Genomic DNA, 21,564 nt, shown 5'->3' on the forward strand with positions numbered 1-21,564 from the left:
AGTTCCCAGCGTGCATCAAAGAGGTCGCTGGGATACGGGTGTTGTCGCGTCATGCTTCGGTGGTACCGGCGGCCGGCCCGTCCCTGCAGGGCGCAAACGGAGCCGAGCGGGGCACCCTGGGATCAGACAGGAGGGAACGGGAAACGGGCGACCGAAGAGTGGCATCCGCCCCGTCCATCACATGGAACACCTTCGCCCCAGCAGCCTTCTCAACTCGTCCCGGTGAAGCGCCACCAAACAACCTCGCCGGAACAAAGCGCTCTTTAGGTGGGGCTCGTCGGGGAGCTGTGGGCCTTCGACGAGTCCGGGCCACCCGAGTACGCTGGATTCCCTGGCTGCGGCAGCACGGGCCGAACGGATTGAGGTGGGGCGCTCACAGGTGCCCCATCCGGCAGGCGACGACCTTCACGAAGCCGTGGTGCCCCTGTTTGATGGCGATATCTGCAATTCCCCACACCATGCTCAGGGTCTCGCCAGACCTGCTTTCCTTGGCTCCCCGCCACGGGCGCCGTCGAGGGCCCACTTGACGGCTTGACTTGATGGGGGCTGCGTCCGGTGGTGTAGCCGTCAGGGCACGTATAACCGATCGACGTCCTGCTCTTGATCGGGTTGGCTGGGTGGCATGCGAGAGCTGTGTACCGATCGTCTACTGCTCCGCCCGTGGCGGGAGTCCGACCTCGAACCGTGGGCGGCGATGAACGCCGATCCCGAAGTCCGAGAGTACCTGGGGGAGCTGCTGACGCGGGAGCAGAGCGATGCCGTGGTAGCAGGCATGCAGGCCGAGTTCGACGAGCGCGGTTTTGGGTGGTGGGCACTCGAAGCACGCCACACCGGTGAATTCATCGGCCGAGCCGGCTTGGACGAGGTGGGCGACGATATGCCGTTCACGGGTGTGGATATCGGTTGGCGGTTGATGCGTTCGGCTTGGGGCCACGGCTACGCCACCGAGGCCGCCCTCGCCTGCTTGGCCTTCGCATTCGAGGCCCTCGGGCTGCCGGAAGTGGTTGCGTCGACGACCGTCGACAACCTTCGTTCCCAGGCCGTGATGCGCCGGATTGGCATGACCCGGGATCCGGCCGACGACTTTGAGGATCCGAGTGTGCCTGAGGGACCGCTTCGCCAGTGCGTGCTCTACCGAGTCTCCCGCAGCGATGATCACGGCCCACGCCACTCAGCGGGATACGACCCAGTGCGCAGCCCGCGAGCTCCACGAGCGAGTGGCCCGACTCGTCATTGATCGCGCAATCGTCTGGGGAACGAAGAGCGGACCTGGGGAATTTCACGAATCCGCATCATGATCGACCCGGCTGGCATGCTGTCCCACGACGAACCAGATCGGCTCGCCTTCCTACAGGCCCGGCCCGCCCACTGACACGGACTGGTCCGCCCGTGTCCAGCTCGGTCCCTTGTCGCATATGGAGCCCCACCACACCGTGCCAGCTCCTTCCGTGGCGCTACGCCCTTTGACGGGCTTCGGATGGTTTGCGTGTCGCGTTCACCGCGCGGGACCAGACGTCGGGGCTGACGCCGTGCTCGTGGGCGAGGGAGGCGGCAAGCCCCCGGAGGTCGCCGCGCTCACGCAGAGCGGCCAAGGCGATGACCATCAATATCGACCAGGAGTCCGCTACCTTGCTCGCCGCTGTCCTGATCGGGTGTGGCACCGACGAGGCGCCCCGGCCCCATGGTGCGGAGGTGTTCACCGCGCCGTGGATCCAGGCGACCACGCGGGCGTTGATGGAGCTCACAGGGGCGTCTCCCGCAGGCGTTCGAGCGGCTTGCCGCGGTTCTGGAGATGCGTGCGCAGGCAAGTGCCATCCGGATGGACACCCTCGACGATCCCGATGTGGCGGTCCCGCCGATGCGGAGGATCTGTGCAGTGCGGGAGGGTTGCGCAGGACTTGGCGGATCTGTTCGCCCCCACCTGTCCAAGGTCTGTGGCCGATGTCTTACCAGGACTGACCGGACCCGCTCTGCGCACACTGCTGTGCGATCCCGACCCGGCTGCGCAGCCTCGCGCACCGGCTCGCACGTTGCGCCGCAGGACATGTCGACTTGAACTAGAATTCGAACACGCGAGCTAATGGGGTGGTGAGGTCCGCGCCCTTCCCCGATGATCTGGTCCAGCTGCTGGCGGCAGCCCTGGGCGGCTACACCGCTGCGCCGGTACCCGTGGTGGTCGCCGGTTGGATCCTTCGTCACTCGGCACCCATCTCGAAGACCCGCAGCTCCTGATCGTCTCGGCGTCCTCCGACTGCTCGAAGTCCGACCTTCGGCTCCGCCGGGTGGAAACCGACCAACCACGTTTCTGGTGCGACCGCGCCACGGACTGCACGCACATCAGGTCGATCTGGAAGCCCAGCACCACCGACGACGAGAAGCCCGCTGGTGGTCTTCGGCGTTGCTGCGATGGCGTACGGTGGGGATACCGACGCGGGGTGGAGCAGCTCGGTAGCTCGCTGGGCTCATAACCCAGAGGTCGCAGGTTCAAATCCTGTCCCCGCTACTGCTGGAGAGGGCCCGGATCCATACGATCCGGGCCCTCTCGCTTTCCCGGACGATCGCCCTTCTGGCTCCTGCCCGGTACGGGACCGGGCCGGCCGCATCGTTGCCTGTCTGCGCGGGCGGCGTGCGGCGTCGTGCCGGCGCCGCACGGCTTCGGCGTGAGCGCGGCGTGCAGCAGCCGGTGGTGGGGGTCCTATCGGCGAGCCGGACTCGTGACGGTCCCGGCCAGCCGGCATGACGGGGCGGAGTCCGGTCAGTTCCGGTAGTCGGCGGTGATCCGGTCGGGCAGGCGCAGCTTCGTGGTCCATGCGAGTTCGAGCATGGCACTGTCGTGCAGATCGCCTCGGCTCTCCCCTCGACCTGTCGGGCGATGTGTTCGCACACCTCGGGCGACGGGACGACGAGCGCGGGGGCTGGCGGCCTGGGCGGCGAGCTGCGTGTCGCAGGTCTTCTTCAGGCGGGGTTTGCACGCTCTGCGCATCGATCGACTTGCGTTGGAGTGCGCTCGAACTCGTAGCGTCGCAGACACCACTACGGCGCACGAGGCCCGTGGCGCCGTCCGCCTCTCACGGGATGCCGGCGTTGGAATTCGCCGCTTGAATCGATGAGGGGCTTCGTGCGCTCGAACGATAGGGAAGGCTGGACACGACATGCAGAAACGCAGTCTGCGGGATCTCCAGGTATCGTCCATCGGCCTGGGGTGTATGGGCATGTCTGCCTTCTACGGATCTGTCGATCAGCAGGAGGGCATCGCGACCATCCGGCGCGCCCTCGACCTCGGGGTGAACTTTCTCGACACCGCGCAGATGTACGGGCCGCTCACCAATGAGTCGCTCGTCGGCGAGGCGATCCGGGGACATCGCGAGGAGTACGTGATCGCGACGAAGTTCAACTACCGGATGGACAACGCCGTGCCGGGCGACATCAGCACGGTCGGCCCGCAGGACGGCTCGGCCGAGCACGTCCGCAGCTCCGTCCACGGCTCCCTCGAACGACTGGGGACCGACCGCATCGACCTGTACTACCAGCACCGGGTCGACCCGAACGTCCCCATCGAGGAGACGGTCGGCGCGCTGGGCGAACTGGTGGCCGAAGGCAAGGTGCGGTGCATCGGCCTGAGCGAGGCGAGCTCGGAGACCATCCGGCGCGCCCACGTGGTGCATCCGATCACCGCGGTGCAGAGCGAGTACTCGCTGTGGTCACGGGACGTGGAGGCCGAGGTGTTGCCCGCCTGCCGTGAGCTGGGCATCGGCTTCGTGCCGTACTCGCCACTCGGCCGCGGCTTCCTCGCCGGGCGGTTCACCTCGACGGATGAGCTGGACGCGAACGACTGGCGCCGGGAGAACCCGCGTTTCCAGGACGCCAACCTGGAGGCGAACCTGCGGCTGGCGGCAAAGGTGAAGGAGATCGCCGCCGAGAAGGATGTGACTCCGGCCCAGCTGGCGATCGCCTGGGTGCTGGCCCAGGGCGAGGACCTGGTACCGATCCCGGGCACCAAGCGCCGCACCTACTTGGAACAGAACGCCGCCGCGGTCGGTATCGCGCTGACCAAGGAGGAGTTGGCCCGCATCGATGCGGAGCTGCCCGAGGTGGCGGGGGAGCGGTATGACGAGGCAGGGATGCGATCCGTCAATCGTTAGTGCGCGTGTGGCCAGATAGAGGGCGCGCGGCTGCCAGGGGCACCGGCAATCCGGGCAGAGCTGCAAAAGCCCGGCTGCTTGGGCGGCACTGACTGCACGAAGGAAGGCGGTGAGGGCCCGGACCACGCGCGTTTCCGGCCCCACACCGTTCCTTGGCTGTGACGGTTTGAGCCGGCCCCTGTCCGGTGGTCCGAAGCGGCCCCGGTGGGGGGCGGATCCGCTGGTGGTGGCGGCCTGAAGTGGTCCCGGGTGTTGGCGTGACGCGGCCCCGCTGGATCGCTCGTTGTCCTTTGCCGGGAGAATCAGCTCGTCCGAGTGCGGCCAGTGAGATGCCCGGAGGAGCGAGTGACTGCTCAGCAGCCCCTAGACGAGGTTCCGGCGACGGTCGCCACGGATGCCGGAATGCTCGTCCTGTGGGATCCGCAGCGGTTCGAGGCCGTGGTGGATTACGACACCTGGGAGGACGAACTCCTGGAGGATGAGGACATCCTCCGTCATATCCAGGCGGGCGCTCTTGTTCCGCTCAACGTCGGTGGGGACGGCGCGTTCGGTGTGCTGGTCCGCTCGGGCACTGCGGCCTCGCCGGCCGGGTTGACCGAGCGGGAGTCAGCCCATCAGTTGGTCGCTTCCCAGCCCTACCACTTCGTCTCCTGCGGTCGTGCTCTCGTGGGGGGCATCGAACACGTCAGCGGGAACGCCTCGGACAGCGTGATCGAGCACCTTGTGTCGGAGGGCCGGTACGCCGTGGTCATCCACTTGATCGACTGGCAGGCCGAAACCGGCAGCCAGGACCAAGAAGGGCGTCCTGTTCCGGGAGCCCTGCCGGACTTCGTGGTGCTGATCAACCCTGCCCAGCCCGGTCAGGGAACCTTCCGGACCGCGGTGAATACTTTCGAGGCCCCGAACGGCTGACGTAGGCGGACCCGGTTCAGACCGCTTTGAGCTGCTGCTGGGCCTTGGTGCCGTCGCTGTCGCCAAGGGCGGTCTTCGCCGCCGCCGAGAGCGCTTCGTGGGTGCTGGTGAAAGAACCGTTGGCTTGGGCTGGTCGAGAGCTTCGGAGCCGGCTAAGGCGCCCGGCTTGCGCAGGAGGACCTCGAGGTAGTGGTCGAGGACGATGCGGTCCTCGACCCGACCAGTCAGCCGGGGGGATGGCGGGCGATCTCGAGGCGGCCGTCGTAGGCGATCAGCTCGGTGGACCGCAGAACGACCTGGACCTTGTGCCCGATGAACCGGGCCGGAACCGAGTACCGGCTTTCGTCCGCATCGCAGCCGGTGCCGTGGCTCTTGTTGCTTCTTCGTGTGGGGAACCGGGGAGCGGACAATGCCGTGGCGATGTGGGGGGCGGGGTTGGCAGGATGGAGGCGATGCCCACTGAACTCCCTTCCTCCGACCTCTTCGACTTCCGTTCCTTCGACCACCGTTCGGCCGCTCGCGACGCCCTCCGCGGGCTGGCGGTCGGTGACGCCTTCGGCGCCCAGTTCTTCGTGCCCGACAATCTTCCATGCCTCCGGGAGCGCCGGTTGCCGCCCGCCGAGTGGCCGTGGACGGACGACACCGAGATGGCCTGCTCGGTCTTCGGCGTACTGCGCAGCCGCGGTGCCGTGGACCAGTACGACCTGGCGCGGGGCTTCGCCCGCAGGCACGACTTCGACCGCGGCTACGGTCCCGCGATGAACAGGCTGCTGCGCCTGGTCCGCGAGGGCGGACGCTGGACGGAGCTGGCCGCGGGGCTGTTCGACGGCCAGGGGTCGTGGGGCAACGGGGCCGCGATGCGCGTGGCGCCCCTGGGAGCCTGGTTCGCCGTGGATCCGGCCGAGGCGGCAGCCCAGGCCGGTCGGTCGGCCCGGGTGACGCACACTCATCCGGAGGCGGTGGCCGGGGCTGTCGCGGTAGCGGTGGCGGCCGCGTACGCGGCGCGCGGCACCGTACGGCCGGTGACCGGAGCCCAGTTGCTCGCCGCGGTGGAGGAACTGACCCCTCGGGGACGGGTTCGCTCGGGCGTGGCCGAGGCACGCCGGCTGCTGGGACAACCGCACGCCGAGTACGCGGCGCACCGGTTGGGCAACGGACGACAGGTGAGCGCGGTGGACACCGTACCGTTCGCCCTGTGGTGCGCGGCCCGGCACCTGGAGGACTTCGAGGAGGCGCTGTGGGCGTGCGCGTCGGTCGGCGGGGACGTGGACACCACCTGTGCGATCGTCGGCGGGATCGTCGCCTCGCGGGTCGGCACGGCGGGCATCCCGGCCGGGTGGCGGACCGCGTGCGAGGCGCTCCCTGAGTGGGTGGCGGAGGACAAACTCGGTGAGGACCTCGGTCGCGCCGGGCTCGGCGACGACGTGACGCCGCTGCATCGCCCCGAACCCGTGTCCGTCCCGGACTTGGAGTGGACCGCGGGGCAGTGGCAGCGCATCCGGCACGGCATCCGGTCGCAGAGCATGGACGAGAAGTGGGACGTGTACCTGGAGGGCGACCAGCTCGCTCTGCACCGCAGTTGGACCGGTCGCGGCATCTACCGGCTGACCGTGGCGGAGGGACCGGCCGGCGCGCGGCCGGTGGCCGCGCTGGTCGAATCGGACCCGGAGCGCTACCGCCGCCGAGGCGACGAGACGGAGAGCGCGTTTCTGGAACTCTTCCTGCGCGGCTGGTACATGGACGACACCCGGCCCGAACTGTGGCAGCGGTACCAGGAGTTGGTCCGGGCGGAGCCCATGTCCGAAGCCGTGCCGGACGAACGGACCTAGCCAAGCTCGGGTTGGTCACGAGTCCGGTCGGTGGCGGTCGCGGGCCATGGGCGAGGAGCGCTGCCGCGTCGGGTCGCCCGCCCTCACGCTGACGGTGAGCGCGGCATCGTGACGAGGCCGAGTTCGCTTCGGACGGCGTTGATGAAGTCCTGCTCGGCTCCCCACAGATTCTCGAACGCCTCCGACGGGATGTCGGCCTCGGAGAGCGTCGCGCGCGAGGCGGCCACCCTGCGTGAGGAGTTGACGAGGATCACTCCGCACCGCACGGTCTCCGGACGCTCCATGACGAGGCGCATGGCGGTGAAGCCTGTCTCCAGCGCCTCCTTGTACGGCCTGCCCATCTCGTCGAAGAACGGCATCAGGTGACCCGGTTCGCGCGGATGCGGCAGTGCGGTGATGGACGCGCGGGGGTCGAGGACGTAGGCGACGTACCGCCGGTTGGCCGCCAGGAAGTCGTTGCACACAGTGAGGCGGATGTCGCGCCACTGACGCTGGTGCTCCCGCTGCCATGCCCGGTCCTGGTTGCGCAGGGAGAGCCAGCCTCCGAGCGCGACGCCGACCAGTGCCACCAGGCCGGTGATGATCGATACGGTCAAGCAGGCACCCCCTCGGCAGCCGACCCGCCCCATGGTCCGGCGCCAAGCGCCTGCGGGCAAGGCCGCACCGGCGGCGGGCGCCCGCCGCGCGGACGGCAGACGGCAGACCCGCAGACAGCGGACCGCGTTCGGTCAGGGGCCGTCCTGCTGATCACGTGTCTCCTCGGCCGGTGTCAGAGGAGGCCACGATCGTTTCCCGCGGAGTCAGTTGTACGTGAGGGACGCGCGGTGCCCCTGCCACACACGCTTCGCCGACCGCCTCAGGTCGTGCGGCTGGACGCCGATGAGTGGGTGACCGACGGATGAGGGCGGGCAGCGGCGACGAGCTGAGGAAGTGGGCCGCCCTGCGGCTGCTCGCCGCCCTCGGTACGGCCTTCGACGGCGCGTGTCCGAGGGCCGCCTGGCAGTGGCTCGTCGTGCGGGGCACCCCGGGGCGGGTCCTCGTGGAGAGCGCCGACCGCGTCGCCGACGTCCTGGTGGTCGGCGCGGCGGGTAGGTCGAGACGCGTCGGGCGCGGTTCCCTTCGGTGGGCCGGTACTGCCTCGCGCATGCGGCCTGCCCGGTGCTCGCCGTCCCGCCCTCACCCCAGCACGGCGAGCTGTCCTTGGTGCGACGCCGGATCCTCCGCGGGTTGCCGCTCGACGTGAGGGAGCTGACGAAGGCAACGCTTGAAGGGCCCGGGACCCCGAGGAGCGGGTTCCTTTGCCGTCAGGGCGGCGTCACGGGCGCCCCGCTTCGCGTCAAGCCGCCGTCAGCGAGGCGGTCGTACCCGGGCGTGGATGGCATAACGTCAGGGCAACGCCCCGGCCGAGCCGTCCGGGCCACCAACTTCGCCTTCTCCGAGGAGAGTCACCATGTCCGCCGTCAACCGTTCCGAGGATCCCGAGCCTTCTCAACCCGTCCCGGCCGGACTTCTCCACATCCCCGTCCGGTCGGGTCGCGCCGGCTGTACCGTCCGCTTCTTCCGCACCCTGCCGGGCGGCCGTACGGCCGCCGGATTCACCTCGGCGGCGAAGCTCACCGCCGCCCTGGGCGTGAACCAGGAGAGCATCCGGCTGTCCGACCCCGCACTGCGTGCGCTGGCCGGACCCCTGGGTGTCTTCACCCTCATCGTCGATCCGCGGTTCTCAGCCCGCCCGGAGGTCCTCGTGGGGGCCGGCCGCACCCTCTCTTCCCACGTCCAGGCCGCCGATGCGCCCGCGGGGGCCCGCGAGGACGGGAACATTCGGCGCGGCGCGCAGGTGCCGTTCGTGCAGATCGTCGACGCCCCGGGGACGACAGGCGCCGTCCCCACCCTCGCCCACCTGAACCTGCTGAACGGCTGAGGAGGCACCCGACTCCAGCTCTCCACCCGGTGGATCCGCGAGAATCAAGCGGTTGCCGTCGAGGACCTGGCGGTGAAAGGCTTCGCCCGCACCCGCCTGGCCAAGTTCGCCCACAATGCCGGATGGTCGGCGTTCGTGAGCATGCTGGACCAGGCCGCCGGTGCGGGCGCACCCTCGTGGAGATCGGCCGTGCCGAGCCCACCAGTCAGGCGTGCTCCGCATGGGGCGTGAAGGACTGCCCCAAACCCCTGCACGTCCGTACGTGGACGTGCCAGACGTGCGGGGTCTTCCTGGACCGGGATGCGAACGCGGCGGTCAACGGCATGACCGACGGCGAGGTGGATTTCCGATCGCCGAGAAGGGACGACTGCTCGGGCGGGCCAGATGTTTCGCCCGCCGCATCGGCGCCATCGTCCAGGCCGTTCACACCCTTCTGTCCTGAACGTAGCCAGGACAGAAGAGGTTCAGTGCTCGCAGAGGGAGAATTCTCTTTCGTAGAGCTGCTCGTTGTGTTCGTCGACGAAGAACTTGCGTTCCTGCATGAGTTGTTCGCGATAGCTCTTGGCCTGTTCGAGCGTCATGGTCGAGGTGTCGGACCATGGTTGTTGCGGTGCCACATCGGATGTCGAGACGATCCTTTCCGACGGGTCGACCAGGAAGAACGCGAGAATCTTGCGATATCCCGGGCGGGTGGGGTTGGTGAGGCGGAATGAGCCGACGCGGTGTTGCAGGATGTTCGGGAACGCCAGGCAGCGACCTGCTGGGGTCGATGCCGATCCCAGCACCTGGTTCAGTGCGTCTTCGTCCTCCAGGCCGTATACCTCACGCAGGCCGTTGTCGTCGTTCTGTTCGTAGCTCGGGTCGTCGAGTGCCGCCCGGAAACTCAGCCGGCTTTCGGTGATGTTCTCGTTGTCCCAGTAGTAGATGCCGGTCGAGACGATCCGTTCGTTCAACATCCCCTCGACATGCCAGGAACCGCCGGGGTACTCGGGCTTGTCCGGGGTGAGATGAATGGTGGCGAGCTTGACGATGACCTGGAGACGGCAGCCGCGCAGGTCGACCCGGGCGGATTCATCGGGCAACTCGGGCGGGGTGAAGGCGGGGGCGTCCGGGACGGTCGGGCGGCGGTCTTCCCACCAGTTGTCATGGGCCTCTTCCCATACACGGAGGGCTTCTGCGTAGGCCTCATCGTCACTGTAGGAAGATTTGTCCGGATACTCCGGCTCCCGCGACTCGTACCACCCGTAAGGATCGGCCTCGATCCGCAGGGGCCGCGGATGGCGCAGATCGGTGAGCACATTCTCCAGGAGCGGGCGCAAACGCGCGAACAAGTCCGGCAGGACGGAGGCCAGTTCGCGATGAGTCTCGGGGTGGACGTTGTTGACGTACGAACGGAAAGAGACATCGCCGTCGTCACTGACATCGACGTCCGTGGGGAGCCACTGGAATTTCTCCGAGAATTCGTACTTCGAGTAGCGGTTCGTCGGGTTCTGCCACGCCCGCTCGGGCCCGCCGCTCACCCCTCTCACCAGGCAGAACAGTGAGGGATGAACCAGATCCAGTACCTGGCCGTCGGATCCGGGATGCCAGTCCTGCTCTGCTTCGGGCACCTGTTCCAGAACCTGAACCGCCTCGCGCAGCCGGGATCTGAGCTTGTCGTCGACCAGGGTGTCCGACTGCCACACCCCGTCGACGGCGGACACCTCCACGCCGGTTGGTCCGTCCCGCAGCGCGGCGTAATGCACGAGTTCGGCAAGCACGTAGCGAACCTGCGCTTCGGTGAGGCCCTGGGCGACCGCCTCTTGCATCCATCGGGACACGATTTCGGCGTCGTTCATCTTGTCGAACCACGCCGGCTTCGCTCGAATGTGTGCGCTGCACTGCAACATCTGAAGTTCCCTCAGCGTTCGCGGTGTCGCGAACGATATGGAACGGGAAGCATGAAAGGGCAGTGGGAAAGCGGGCAGGTCAGTCAATTCTCTCGATCCTCCCAGTCGGTGTGCGGTGGCGGGAAGAATACTTCAGCAGACTGACACCGCCGTGGCCCCTGTCGTCGCTTGTCCGGGAGCCAAGGCTTCGACTTGGTCGCGTCATGTCCGGTTCGCACCGCGCACATCGGAGGCCGAGAGGGAGACGGGGGTTGCGGGCGTTGCGGCGGAGGCAGCCGTGCTGTTCTTCACTCCGGCCGTGTGGAGGGCCCCGATAGCGAGCCTTGGAGACAGAGCGGGTCTGGCTGTCGCTGTTGTGGGACTGACACCCCGTCACAGATAGGGAAAGCGGGGTGAGTCGGGCTCAGGACGCAGGAAGCCTGCGGCTATGCGTCTCCTATTGCTGCCCCTGGCCCTCCGAGGGCGGCTTGCGACAACGGGCGGTCGGTTGGGGTCTCTGCCGCAGAGCGCGCGGGTGAGCGGCTCCGCATCGAGGGGCGCTTCGGTCGGCGCTTTCGCCGGCCCGGACCACGGTGAGTCCGACGCGGCCGTCCTTGTCGTCCGCCTTCTTGCTGCCGATGATTCGGCTAGGAGGGCCGGCGGGTTCCATCCGGCATGGTCCTCGCATCCGGGGTCGCCTGTGCCGCCACGGTTTCCGGATGGCCGGCCAATCGACCTGCTGACGTGGGGGAGCCATGAATACAGGTATGGCAACGCTTCTGGTCGCCCTTGTAGGCGTGATGGGCACTCTGCTGGCGCCGCTCACCACAGCCTGGGTGAGCTCACGAGTCCGTCTGCAAGAGTTCGACCTGCAGCAACGCGCGAGCGCTGCGGCGCGCCAGGAAGAGTCAGCCGCAGCTGACTTGGAACGCCGCCGAGCGGCATACATAGCTCTGAACGGCAGCGCCAGGCAGTGGCGCATCCTGCTCATGGAAGACGTAAACGCCCTGCGGGCAGGCGGCAACGCTGCGGAACACACGGAGCAGGCACGCCAGACGTTCCAAGCCGACTTTGCCCAGGCGCAGATGCTGGTCCCTGACTACGTCCTGGACGCGGCCAACCGAGTTCGCATCGCTCTGGCGGACGCGCGCAAACGCCTCGACCGCCAGGCAGCGAGCAGCAACAGTGAGGGGGAGAGTACGTGGCAGGACCTGCACGGCTACGTGCTCGATATCTGGGACGTGATCACCGACATGCAGGCAGCGATGCGAAAGGATTTGGGAGTTGGTTCCGGCCTTCCGGTGCCGTCAGAGCGATCAGAGGCGTATCGGGCCAGTTCGTAGTGCTGGCGGAGCCGGTGGGGGGCAAGTGTGGGGCGGCATTCCTTCGGGAGTGCAATGTGCACGCGTCGGGGCCAGGGCAGTGCGGTCTGTAGCGCTGCCGCCTAGCTGCAGGAGTCGCAGACGCCAGTTGCCGGGAGCTGGACGAAGCAGCCGCGGCATACAGGCGGCGGCTCAATAGTCCGGGCGCGTCGCCGCTCGATGGTCGCCTGGTACCTGGTACCTGGGAGCGAGGGCGGGTACCCCTCCGCCTGGAGGCAGAGCTGCGCCGAATCTCCGGAGCTTGTACCGCTTTCATCGCGGTAGCGAATTCCACAGCCCAACTAGATAGACCTCGCTGGCGGCCCTTAGTGGCTGTTGTCGTTCCGGCCTTGATGGCTGCGTTTCCGCTGGCCAGGAATGGGGTCGGCGGTCTCGGGGGAGTGGTGACGTGTCGAGTCGTCGCTCTGGTGGAGGTCGGGGATGCCGTCGGTCGTGGGGCTGCTGGAACAGCGTGAGCTGACCGCTCGCCGTCGCCTGGACGAACTGCGGGAGGAGGCCGACCGAATTCAGGCCGAGCTGGCCGTGGTCGAGCGGGAGTGGAACGAGTGGGTCATCGCCCGCTCGCGCGTCGGCGAGGTCCTGGCCCCGGGCTGCGACGATGCCAGCCCCGAGGACCTGGCGGACCGCAGCCAGCTGCCGACAGCGCCCGGGTCTTCGGGGGCTGCGAAGCCGAAATCGATGGTGCCGATGTGGCGTGCGGGACAGTCCTGGTCGGCACTGTCGGTGGACTACCAGCGGATTCTGCAGGCTCTCGCGGACCGGAGCCGACTCGGTCAAGGGCCGCTGACGTGCCAGGAGATGGCCGCCTGCTTCGGCCTGGACCCGGTGCCCGGGAAGGTCGAGACACTGCGGTCGAAGGCCAAGCGGCTGGTGGCCCGGGGCTGGCTGGTCGAGTTGGCGCCGGGCCGGTTCACGCTCGCGACGGGCGTGGCCGAGCCAGGCGGCGGGTCATGAGCTGCGTCATCGACCAGTAGACCATCGCCTCCGCGCTGCTGGTGGATCGCTCGAAGTCGCGCACGAGGCGGCGGCTTCGCATCAGGTGGGCGAAGAACCGCTCCACGATCCACCGCTTGGGGAGAACGACGAAGCCGCGCATGTCATCGCTGCGTTTGACGATTGCGAGGACCAGGGCGAGGACGGCGAGGCAGTACTCGACGAGACTGCCGGTGTAGCCGCCGTCGGCCCAGACCAGGGCCAGCAGGTGGTGCGCGGCTGCCACCTGGGCGAGCAGCACCTGGGCGGCGGCTCGGTCGCCGACATCCGCGGCGGTGACCATCACCGCGAGCAGGAGGCCGAGCGTATCGACCACAGCGTGCCGCTTGCGTCCGTTGATCAGCTTGCCGCCGTCGAAGCCGCGGCTGTCGGATCCGACGACGGCGTCCGCCTTGACCGATTGGGAGTCGATCACGCCTGCACTCGGCTCCGGATCCCGCCCAGCCTGCTCGCGCACTCGGCGGCGGAGCCGGTCATGGAACTCGCGGACCAGGCCGTGGTCGCGCCAGCGGCGGAAGAAGGCGTAGACGCGGTCCCACGGCGGGAAGTCGACCGGGATGGCCCGCCATTTGGTGCCGTTGTCGACGAGGTAGCGGATCGCGTCCAGTATCGCGCGGTGGCAGTAAGCCTCCGGCTGCCCGCCCTGGCCCCGAAGCCAGCCCGGCACCGGCAGCAGCGGACGGACCACCGCCCACTCGGCGTCCGACATGTCCGTCGGGTAGTGGCGCTCGCGCACCCCGTGGTCGCCGGCATTCCCGAACCGGTGAGCCAGACAGTCACACGCACGAGTGGCCGAAGTGGACGCCACCCCGGTGATGCCATAGAACTGCGTCAACAGGGCCTCCTGGACAGCTTTTTGGCGTAGACACCCTTTGAGCTACCAAGAGGCCCTGTTATCATGCGCGGCGACCCCCGCAGTCACCCGATCGAGACCTCCGTTCGACCGGTGCCCTCAAGCTCGGGACGACGACAGCCACACGTCGAACGGTCCCGACCGAGTAGCGTTGGGCCCAAGAAGATCAACCTCAACGTCGGAAAAAGCGCAGGATGCACATCCTGGATGACCCCGCTGGCCTCACTGTCCGTGCCAAGCGTCTGCTTCGCCGAACTGGCTGGCGGGAGCCCTCGCAGGGACCTCGGCTCACCGCAGACTTCCTGCGGATTCGCGATGGGTTCAGCCAACCGATCACCGCACCCCCGATGCTCGTCATTCGCCGGGAGGGGTTCGAGCAGAGGTACGGCGGCCTTCGCTACCAGGTGAGAAACAGCTACACAGTCAGAAACGAGCGTCGCGAGGAAGTCCGGGACTGGCACTTCGACCCGGGCCAGAACGTGTGGCCCGACTCCGCTCACGGCTGGTACTTCGACTGGCTTGGGGAACGTGTCTCTTCCCCGGTGCGCTATCTGATTCACACAGACGGGCGGGTCGGGGTGGAGGACGGAAGCGGTGTATTCGTCGAAATTGCCCCTTCTGTCCAAGCGCTCATCGAATCCCATGCGCTCATCGACATGGTCTCCACCTGGGATCGCGCCGACACGGGCGACATGGACAGCTTCGCCCTGGCTCAGAAGCTCGAAGGTCTGGTCGAGATACCCGAAGCCTCCGGTCGCACCATCAGGTGGCGGGTCTCTGCCACCGTCGCGGTCATGGCGTTCCAGAACTGGAGTAGCGAGGAGCCGCGTCGATGGCGGGCATTCGTCTGGAGCAGAGGCGAGGTCGGCCGACGCCAGATCGGAGCAGCAATCGTGCCTACAGCAGCACTGCCCCTGCCACGTGCAACCGGTTGAGATCCTCGTTCGACCGACATACCTCAAGATCGGAACGACAACAGCCACTTAGCGCCGTAACAAGCCGGCGGACGCCGGAGCGGGTGCGGACAGCGTCAGAAAGGAAGGGGGCCTCTCCGCGCTCTGCTGCGGAGAGGCCCCACCGTTCCTCGCGATCAGTGGCGCTGCTTGCTGTTCTTCACCGGCCGGCTGAGCGCATCTCTGATCCGCCACCACAGCTTGCGGGCACGCGGGGTTTCGGTTGAGTAGCTGTTGCCAACCCGGGTGTTGTCCGCGCTGCGGCCCAAGGGGGTGCCCTCGGGCGAGTAACGCGGCGGAGGGTTTTCGGCCATGCGCTCTCCTACGGATTCGGAGACCTGGTCCCGCATCCCTTGCGCAGTTCGTTGTCGGAGCGGGTCTTCGGGCCCCAGCCGATACCGCTGGCGTAGCCCTGCATTACAGGGTAGTAGGTGTAGGTGCCGCCGCCGTCGTTGCAGTCCGTCGACCACCCGTAGTCGATGAAGCTGTTCGACGTGAGGCCCGTCCCGTGCCAGTCGTTGTAGCCGCGCGGCCCACTCCACGAGCTGCGCCACATCTGGGTCTGGAGCTTCTGCGAACCGAAGGAGCCGCTGCAGGCTTGCGAGGTCTCCCACTGGAACCACGCACTCGCTCCGGAGCCGTGGAAGGAGACGTCCGAGATGTACACGGAACAGCGCGCCGCGGCAGCTGCGGCGGGTGCGCCGGACTTGGTCTCACCCGCCGTGTAGGTGAAGGAGTACGACTTGCCGCCCTTCGTCTTCCCCCACTCCCCGATTGTGGTCCCCGCCACCACGCGGTGTCCGTCCACCATTACGTAGCTGTTCGCGGGCTTGGCATCGTCCAAGGCGGCCGGGGCGGCCACCGAGACAGAGGTGCCGAATCCCAGAACAGCGGCTGTCGCCATGCCAACCGCTAGGGGCCTTGCTGGGTGCATTGTGTTCCCTCCCGTAGCTTTTGCCGGTCGGTCAAGCCGGCAACAGTGGGAACACTAGTTCGATACGAGCTCCGGGAAGGCGCCTCCAGTAGGCCTGGCTGGATCACGGCTTCCCCACCTGCATCGAGGGAACAAAATGACTCAAAAGGAAGGTGCGGCCGTCCTGCGAGACCAGCTGCCGAGCATGTTCACCGGCATCCCTCGCGTCGGCCCTTCGTCGTTTGGTCCGACGGGTCGCGTCTGTGGATGACGGTCGCCGTGGAACGCCTCCCGGGCAGCCCGTATCACAACTGACCCTCCGCACCAAGGCGTTCACCGCGCGGATCGGTGACCCCCGCGGCGATCCCCACGGGGAGACCGAGCTGGAGATCCGGTTCCGGTGACCTCGTGCCCGGTGACCTCCTTAGCGGCCTCGGTCTCGGTCTCGGCCGCCGCGGTGCCGACGACCAGGTCGGCGCGGTCCCGTGTCGCGGCGACCAGGTCGGCGTTGCGCTGATCCGTCCCGAGCACCCACGCCACCGCCGTGTCGCGGCCCTTGCCGAACTCCTCGTGGCGTGCGACCAGCCGTCGGATGCGTTCGGCCTCGTCCAGCTCGCAGAACCACACCTCGTCGAGCTGGGCGCGGGCCCGCGCCCAGGCGTCGTCCCGCAGCAGCAGGTAGTTCCCCTCGGTGACGATCAGACGCGCCGTCCGGGGGACCGGGAGGGCACCCGCCAGGGGCTGTTCGAGGACCCGCTCGAAGCCGGGTGCGTAGACGAGATCCTCGTCGTCCTCGCGAAGCCTGCGCAGCAGCGCCGCGTACCCCCCGGCGTCGAAGGTGTCAGGAGCCCCCTTCCGGTCGCGGCGCCCCAGCCGGTCCAGCTCGGCATCCGCGAGATGGAACCCGTCCATCGGCACGTGAGCGACGCGGAACGGCCCGTCCTCGTTCAGCCGCCGCACCAGTCGCTCGGCGAGCGTCGTCTTGCCCGCGCCGGGGGCGCCGGCGATGCCGAGGAGCGCGCGCCGGCCGGGGCGTACGAGCGAGGCGGCCCGTTCCACCAGGTCGTCGAAGGTCATGCACGCCTCGGTCGTACGAGCCCGGACAGGGGCGTGAGGGCAGCGATTTCCATGCCTCCAGTATCGGCGACGGGGCGCGCGGGGGAAGTCCCGTGCCGGTACCGGCAGGGGCGTCGACGGGTCGGTACCCGACGCCCCGATGTGGCGCTCGCCACCCGCTGGAGGCGGATCCCGGGGGAAGACTGCTCCTATGACTGAGCTCGGCCTGCCGAAACAGATCCTGGCCTGCCTCTTCGACCTCGACGGGGTCATCACCAAGACCGCCGTGGTCCACGCGGCCGCCTGGAAGCGGACGTTCGACGACTTCCTGCGCGGGCGCGACGGCGACGGATTCCGTCCCTTCGACGACGGCGACGACTACGCCGAATTCGTGGACGGGCTGCCGCGCGCCGACGGCGTCCGCACCTTCCTCGCCTCGCGCGGCATCGAACTGCCCGAAGGGACACCCGACGACCCACCGGACCGGACCACCGTCCATGGTCTGGGCAACCGCAAGAACGAGCTGCTTCTCGACATGATCCGCACGGACGGGGTCGAGGCCTACGACGGCACGCTGCGCTACATCGAGGCCGTCCACGCGCGCGGCCTGCGGACCGCGGTCGTGTCCTCCAGCGCCAACTGCCAGGACATCCTGCGCTCGGTGGGGGCGGAGTCCCTGTTCGACGTACGGATCGACGGTGTCGTCGCCACCGAGCGGCGGCTGCCGGGCAAGCCGCGCCCCGACACCTTCCTGGCCGCGGCGAAGGACCTGGGCGTCGACCCGCCCGAGGCCGCCGTCTTCGAGGACGCGCTGGCCGGCATGGACGCGGGCCGCTCGGGCCACTTCGGGTACGTCGTCGGCGTGGACCGCGTCGGGCAGGGCGCCGCGCTGCGCGCCCACGGCGCCGACATCGTCGTACGGGATCTGGCCGAACTGGGGGAGCACGCGTGATCACCCACTCGTCGTACGGTGTCGACTCCTGGACCCTGCGCGAGAGCGAGCTGCACCTCGGGCTGCTGCCGCAGAGCGAGTCCGTGTTCGCCCTCGCCAACGGCCATGTCGGCTGGCGCGGCAACCTCGACGAGGGCGAACCCCACGGGCTGCCCGGCTCCTATCTGGGCGGCGTCCACGAGGTGCATCCGCTGCCCTACGCGGAGGCGGGCTACGGCTATCCGGAGTCCGGGCAGACGGTCATCAACGTCACCAATGGCAAGATCGTCCGGCTGCTGGTGGACGACGAGCCGTTCGACCTGCGCTACGGCCGGCTGCGTTCCCACCAGCGTGTTCTCGACCTGCGCACCGGGCTGCTCACCCGCACCTGCGAGTGGACCTCACCGGCCGGCTCCACGGTCCGGGTGCGCTCCACCCGGCTCGTCTCCTTCACCCAGCGGGCGATCGCGGCCGTCGCCTACGAGGTGGAGCCCGTCGACAGCCGCACCCGGGTGGTCGTCCAGTCGGAGCTGGTGGCCAACGAGCAACTGCCCGGCCGCAGCGCCGATCCGCGGGCGGCGATCGCCCTGGAGTCGCCGCTGGAGGCGGAGGAGCATTTCGCGGCGGGCCGCCGGCTGCGGCTCGTGCACCGCACCCGGAACAGCGGGCTGCGGGTCGCCGCGGCCGCCGACCACGCCGTCAGGGGACCCGACGGGACCACCATGACCAGCGAGAGCAGTGCCGACGTCGCCCGCCTCACGGTGACCTCCGTGCTGGAGCCGGGCCAGACGCTGCGGCTGGAGAAGCTCGTCTCCTACGGCTGGTCGGGCACCCGTTCCCTGCCCGCTCTGAGCGATCAGGTGGACGCGGCGCTCGCCGCGGCCCGGCACGGCGGCTGGCAGCATCTCGTCGACGAACAACGCACCTATCTCGACGACTTCTGGGCACGCGCCGACGTCGAGGTGGGGGGCGACGAGGAGATCCAGCAGGCGGTCCGCTTCGCCCTGTTCCATGTCCTGCAGGCGGGCGCCCGGGCGGAACAGCGCGCCATCCCCGCGAAGGGCCTGACCGGCTCCGGATACGACGGCCACGCCTTCTGGGACACCGAGACCTTCGTCCTGCCGCTGCTCACCTACACCTCGCCCGGTGCCGTCGCCGAGGCGCTGCGCTGGCGCCAGAACACCCTCCCGGCGGCACGCGAGCGGGCCGCCCAACTCGGCCTGCGGGGAGCCGCGTTCCCGTGGCGGACGATAGCGGGCTCGGAGGGCTCGGCGTACTGGCCGGCCGGCACCGCCGCGTTCCATGTGAACGCCGATATCGCCGACGCCGTCATCCGCTACACCGCCGCCACCGGCGACCAGCGCTTCGAGCGCGACACCGGCGTCGAGCTGCTGACCGAGACGGCACGGCTGTGGCGCTCGCTCGGGCACCATGACCACCAGGGGAAGTTCCACATCGACGGGGTGACGGGCCCCGACGAGTACAGCGCCGTCGCCGACGACAACACGTACACCAACCTGATGGCCCGCGCGAACCTCCTGGCCGCCGCGGACGTCGTCGAGCGGCACCCCCGGCGGGCCGCGGAACTCGGCGTCGACGAAGAGGAGAGCGCCGCGTGGCGCGACGCCGCCGACGCCATGCACATCCCCTACAACCACGAACTCGGCGTCCACGAGCAGCACTCCGGGTTCACCCGCTACCAGCGTTGGGACTTCGCGACCACCCGCCCCGACCAGTACCCGCTCATGCTGCACTTCCCGTACTTCGACATCTACCGCAAGCAGGTCGTCAAGCAGGCCGACCTGGTGCTCGCCATGTACAAGTGCAGCCCCTTCTTCGACGAGGAGCACAAGGCCCGCAACTTCGCCTACTACGAGCCCCTCACCGTCCGGGACTCCTCCCTGTCGGCCTGCTGCCAGGCCGTGATCGCCGTCGAGGCCGGTCATCCGGGCCTCGCCTACGACTACTTGGTCGAGGCCGCGCTGATGGATCTGGAGGACCTGGAGCACAACACCCGCGACGGCCTGCACATCGCCTCGCTCGCCGGCACCTGGATGGCCCTGGTCGCGGGGTTCGGCGGTCTGCGGCACCACGGCGACACCCTGGCGTTCGCGCCCCGGCTGCCCGAACGGTTCAACCGTCTCGCCTTCTCCCTGGAACTCCTCGGCCGGCGGCTGCGCGTGGAGATCGAGCACGACATCGCCACGTACACGCTCGCGACCGGTGATCCCCTGGAGATCCACCACTACCGCGAACCCTTCACCGTCGACGCCGACAAGCCCCGCAGCCTGCCGATCCCGGCGCCGAGGCTGCGCCCCGCCCCGGACCAGCCGGCGCACCGGCGGCCGAACCCTCGGGGCTGAGACGCAGCGGGGGCGTCGGCGTGTCAGTCCCGGGTCAGGCCGGGCGCGATGTCCTCGTGCCGCTCCACGGGCGCCGCTCCGGGCGTGGCGGCCCGTGTGGCGGCCTTGGTCGCGGGCTTGCCGCAGAACGCGGGCTCCAGGGTGCGGTACATGGTGTTGAGCACCGTGGTGTTGTTCGAGGTGTTGGCCAGCGCGGTGAGGCTGCGCTTGCCGTCCTTCGTGGTGAACGCGTACGAGTAGTAGCCCTGCACGGTGCCGGTGTGCCCGTACACGGAGATCCCGCACGACAGGGTGCGGCGCCGCAGCCCGAGGCCGTAGGACGTGGTGCTGTTGACCTGCGTCCACTTCTTCATCTGGGTGAGCTGGGCGGCGGACATGAGTTTGCCGCGCAGCAGCGCGGAGGTGAAGACGTCGAGGTCGTGCGCCGTGGAGATGATGGCGCCCGCGCTCTGCGCCCAGGAGGCGGTCTGCTTGGTGGAGTTCACCAGGGCCGCTCCCGCCGCGTCGGGCCGGAGATAGCCGTTGGCGTGGCGGCCGGGGATCGACGTGCCGGGATGGACGTAGAAGGTCTCGGTGAGGTGCAGCGGCGTGAAGACGCGCTTCTGGTACTCCGTGGCGACCCCGTGCCCGGTGAGCTTCTCGATCAGCATGCCGGCGACCACGAAGTTGGTGTTCGAGTACGAGTAGGCGGCGCCCGGCGTGTTGGTGCGCGGCTTCGCCAGCGACAGCTTCACCAGGTCCCGGTAGCTGAACACCTTGTTGCGGACGGCTTCGAAACCGGGGACCGTCCGGGCGAACATGTCGTTGGTGTAGTCGTACAGACCACTCTTGTGGTTCAGGACGTGCCGCACGGTGATCCGGTTGTCGGGGAGCAGGCCCGGCAGATAGCTGTTCACCGACTTGTCGAGCTTCAGCTTGCCCTCGTCGACCAGCTGGAGCAGCACCACGGCCGAGAAGGTCTTGGTGATGCTGCCGACGCGGAAGCGGTCGTTGGTGCTGATGGTCCGTCCGGTGGCGCGGTCGGCGACGCCCTCGACCAGCCGGTGGACCGTGCCGTTGTCGTCGATTCTCGCCATCGCGCCGGGCGCTCCCTGCGTGCGCGCCGTGCGCAGGATCGCGCGCAGGCCCGCGTCGTCGGGCGCCGCGGCGGCGGCCGACGCGACCGGTTCGGTGCCGTCCCCGCCGATGCCCGCCGACGTCGTCGCGGCCTGCGCCGGGGCCGCCAGCAGGGACACCACGACCGCTCCCAGCGCCGTGCCCGTGCCCACCGTTCTTGAGACCATCTGACTCTTCTCCCGAGTGCCTTCCGCCGGTCGGACTTCCCGGCTCGAACCGCGCCGCGGATGCGGACGTCGGCTCCATCTGTACGCGCTGGAAGGGCGCACGGGTTGCATTGCACAGGGATGCAGCGGAAACGGTGAAGAGGAATCGGCGAATTGGCGGAAAGG

General features: G+C 68.6%; 18 protein-coding genes, 1 tRNA gene and 2 pseudogenes. 12 read left to right on the top strand and 9 right to left on the bottom strand.

The window, feature by feature from the left end:
- Positions 1-622: 622 nt before the first annotated feature.
- Entirely contained in the window at positions 623-1,237 is a 615-nt protein-coding gene (locus OG788_RS40110; protein ID WP_406375855.1) for a GNAT family N-acetyltransferase, read from the top strand.
- 217 nt (positions 1,238-1,454) lie between these two features.
- Here the strand turns inward: OG788_RS40110 and OG788_RS40115 are convergent, their stop codons facing one another.
- Positions 1,455-1,745, bottom strand: coding sequence for a hypothetical protein (locus OG788_RS40115; RefSeq protein ID WP_406375856.1), 291 nt, complete (start codon positions 1,743-1,745; stop codon positions 1,455-1,457).
- Positions 1,746-2,429: 684 nt separating this feature from the next.
- On the opposite strand from OG788_RS40115, the gene OG788_RS40120 reads away from it, so the two are divergent.
- The 3 genes from OG788_RS40120 (at position 2,430) to OG788_RS40130 (ending at position 5,054) form a co-directional block, all read left to right on the top strand.
- A tRNA-Met gene (locus OG788_RS40120) sits at positions 2,430-2,503 on the top strand.
- 649 nt (positions 2,504-3,152) lie between these two features.
- Complete coding sequence (locus OG788_RS40125) at positions 3,153-4,142, top strand: aldo/keto reductase (protein WP_406375857.1); 990 nt, start codon at positions 3,153-3,155, stop codon at positions 4,140-4,142.
- Positions 4,143-4,487: 345 nt separating this feature from the next.
- On the top strand, positions 4,488-5,054 hold the full coding sequence (locus OG788_RS40130) for a hypothetical protein (protein WP_406375858.1): 567 nt from the start codon (positions 4,488-4,490) through the stop codon (positions 5,052-5,054).
- 224 nt (positions 5,055-5,278) lie between these two features.
- Here the strand turns inward: OG788_RS40130 and OG788_RS40135 are convergent, their stop codons facing one another.
- Entirely contained in the window at positions 5,279-5,464 is a 186-nt protein-coding gene (locus OG788_RS40135) for a Mu transposase domain-containing protein (RefSeq protein WP_406375859.1), read from the bottom strand.
- 42 nt (positions 5,465-5,506) lie between these two features.
- Here OG788_RS40135 and OG788_RS40140 point away from each other — a divergent pair.
- Positions 5,507-6,427 (top strand): annotated as a pseudogene (locus OG788_RS40140) (ADP-ribosylglycohydrolase family protein); the annotation flags it as partial.
- A 539-nt stretch (positions 6,428-6,966) separates the two neighbouring features.
- On the opposite strand, the gene OG788_RS40145 reads toward OG788_RS40140, so the two are convergent.
- Entirely contained in the window at positions 6,967-7,479 is a 513-nt protein-coding gene (locus OG788_RS40145) for a hypothetical protein (protein WP_406375860.1), read from the bottom strand.
- An 854-nt stretch (positions 7,480-8,333) separates the two neighbouring features.
- Between OG788_RS40145 and OG788_RS40150 the strand changes: the two genes are divergently transcribed.
- Positions 8,334-8,804 carry an SAV_915 family protein gene (locus OG788_RS40150; RefSeq protein ID WP_406375861.1) on the top strand — a complete coding sequence of 157 codons (471 nt, stop codon included), beginning with the start codon at positions 8,334-8,336 and terminating at the stop codon, positions 8,802-8,804.
- 15 nt (positions 8,805-8,819) lie between these two features.
- Positions 8,820-9,124: pseudogene (locus OG788_RS40155) on the top strand (zinc ribbon domain-containing protein); the annotation flags it as partial.
- Positions 9,125-9,268: 144 nt separating this feature from the next.
- Here OG788_RS40155 and OG788_RS40160 read toward each other — a convergent pair.
- On the bottom strand, positions 9,269-10,780 hold the full coding sequence (locus OG788_RS40160; protein WP_406375862.1) for a DUF4246 domain-containing protein: 1,512 nt from the start codon (positions 10,778-10,780) through the stop codon (positions 9,269-9,271).
- A 659-nt stretch (positions 10,781-11,439) separates the two neighbouring features.
- On the opposite strand from OG788_RS40160, the gene OG788_RS40165 reads away from it, so the two are divergent.
- Together OG788_RS40165 and OG788_RS40170 are read left to right on the top strand one after the other, a co-directional pair.
- A complete protein-coding gene (locus OG788_RS40165) occupies positions 11,440-12,015 on the top strand; it encodes a hypothetical protein (protein ID WP_406375863.1) in 576 nt (191 codons plus the stop codon).
- A 459-nt stretch (positions 12,016-12,474) separates the two neighbouring features.
- Positions 12,475-13,008, top strand: a complete 534-nt coding sequence (locus OG788_RS40170) for a hypothetical protein (RefSeq protein ID WP_406375864.1) — start codon at positions 12,475-12,477, stop codon at positions 13,006-13,008.
- Here OG788_RS40170 and OG788_RS40175 read toward each other — a convergent pair.
- Entirely contained in the window at positions 12,965-13,882 is a 918-nt protein-coding gene (locus OG788_RS40175; protein WP_406375865.1) for an IS5 family transposase, read from the bottom strand. The genes OG788_RS40170 and OG788_RS40175 overlap by 44 nt on opposite strands.
- Before the next feature lie 365 nt (positions 13,883-14,247).
- Here OG788_RS40175 and OG788_RS40180 point away from each other — a divergent pair, with 365 nt between their 5' ends.
- Positions 14,248-14,835, top strand: coding sequence for a hypothetical protein (locus OG788_RS40180; protein WP_406375866.1), 588 nt, complete (start codon positions 14,248-14,250; stop codon positions 14,833-14,835).
- 155 nt (positions 14,836-14,990) lie between these two features.
- Here OG788_RS40180 and OG788_RS40185 read toward each other — a convergent pair whose 3' ends face one another.
- From OG788_RS40185 to OG788_RS40195, 3 genes are all read right to left on the bottom strand, one after another.
- Positions 14,991-15,167, bottom strand: coding sequence for a hypothetical protein (locus tag OG788_RS40185; protein ID WP_406375867.1), 177 nt, complete (start codon positions 15,165-15,167; stop codon positions 14,991-14,993).
- A gap of 8 nt (positions 15,168-15,175) precedes the next feature.
- Entirely contained in the window at positions 15,176-15,757 is a 582-nt protein-coding gene (locus tag OG788_RS40190; protein ID WP_406375868.1) for a hypothetical protein, read from the bottom strand.
- Between the two features lie 342 nt (positions 15,758-16,099).
- A complete protein-coding gene (locus tag OG788_RS40195) occupies positions 16,100-16,843 on the bottom strand; it encodes a nucleoside/nucleotide kinase family protein (protein WP_406375869.1) in 744 nt (247 codons plus the stop codon).
- Positions 16,844-17,033: 190 nt separating this feature from the next.
- Here OG788_RS40195 and OG788_RS40200 point away from each other — a divergent pair, with 190 nt between their 5' ends.
- Together OG788_RS40200 and OG788_RS40205 are read left to right on the top strand one after the other, a co-directional pair.
- Complete coding sequence (locus OG788_RS40200) at positions 17,034-17,774, top strand: HAD family hydrolase (RefSeq protein ID WP_406375870.1); 741 nt, start codon at positions 17,034-17,036, stop codon at positions 17,772-17,774.
- The gene (locus tag OG788_RS40205; protein WP_406375871.1) at positions 17,771-20,116 is read left to right on the top strand and encodes a glycoside hydrolase family 65 protein; all 2,346 of its coding nucleotides are present in this window, start codon (positions 17,771-17,773) and stop codon (positions 20,114-20,116) included. Before OG788_RS40200 ends, OG788_RS40205 begins: the two co-directional genes overlap by 4 nt.
- Before the next feature lie 23 nt (positions 20,117-20,139).
- On the opposite strand, the gene OG788_RS40210 is transcribed toward OG788_RS40205, so the two are convergent.
- Positions 20,140-21,399 (bottom strand): serine hydrolase domain-containing protein, encoded by a 1,260-nt coding sequence (locus tag OG788_RS40210; protein ID WP_406375872.1) that lies wholly within the window; start codon positions 21,397-21,399, stop codon positions 20,140-20,142.
- Positions 21,400-21,564 lie beyond the last annotated feature (165 nt).

The sequence above is a fragment of the Streptomyces sp. NBC_00647 genome, assembly GCF_045207245.1.
Taxonomy (GTDB): domain Bacteria; phylum Actinomycetota; class Actinomycetes; order Streptomycetales; family Streptomycetaceae; genus Streptomyces.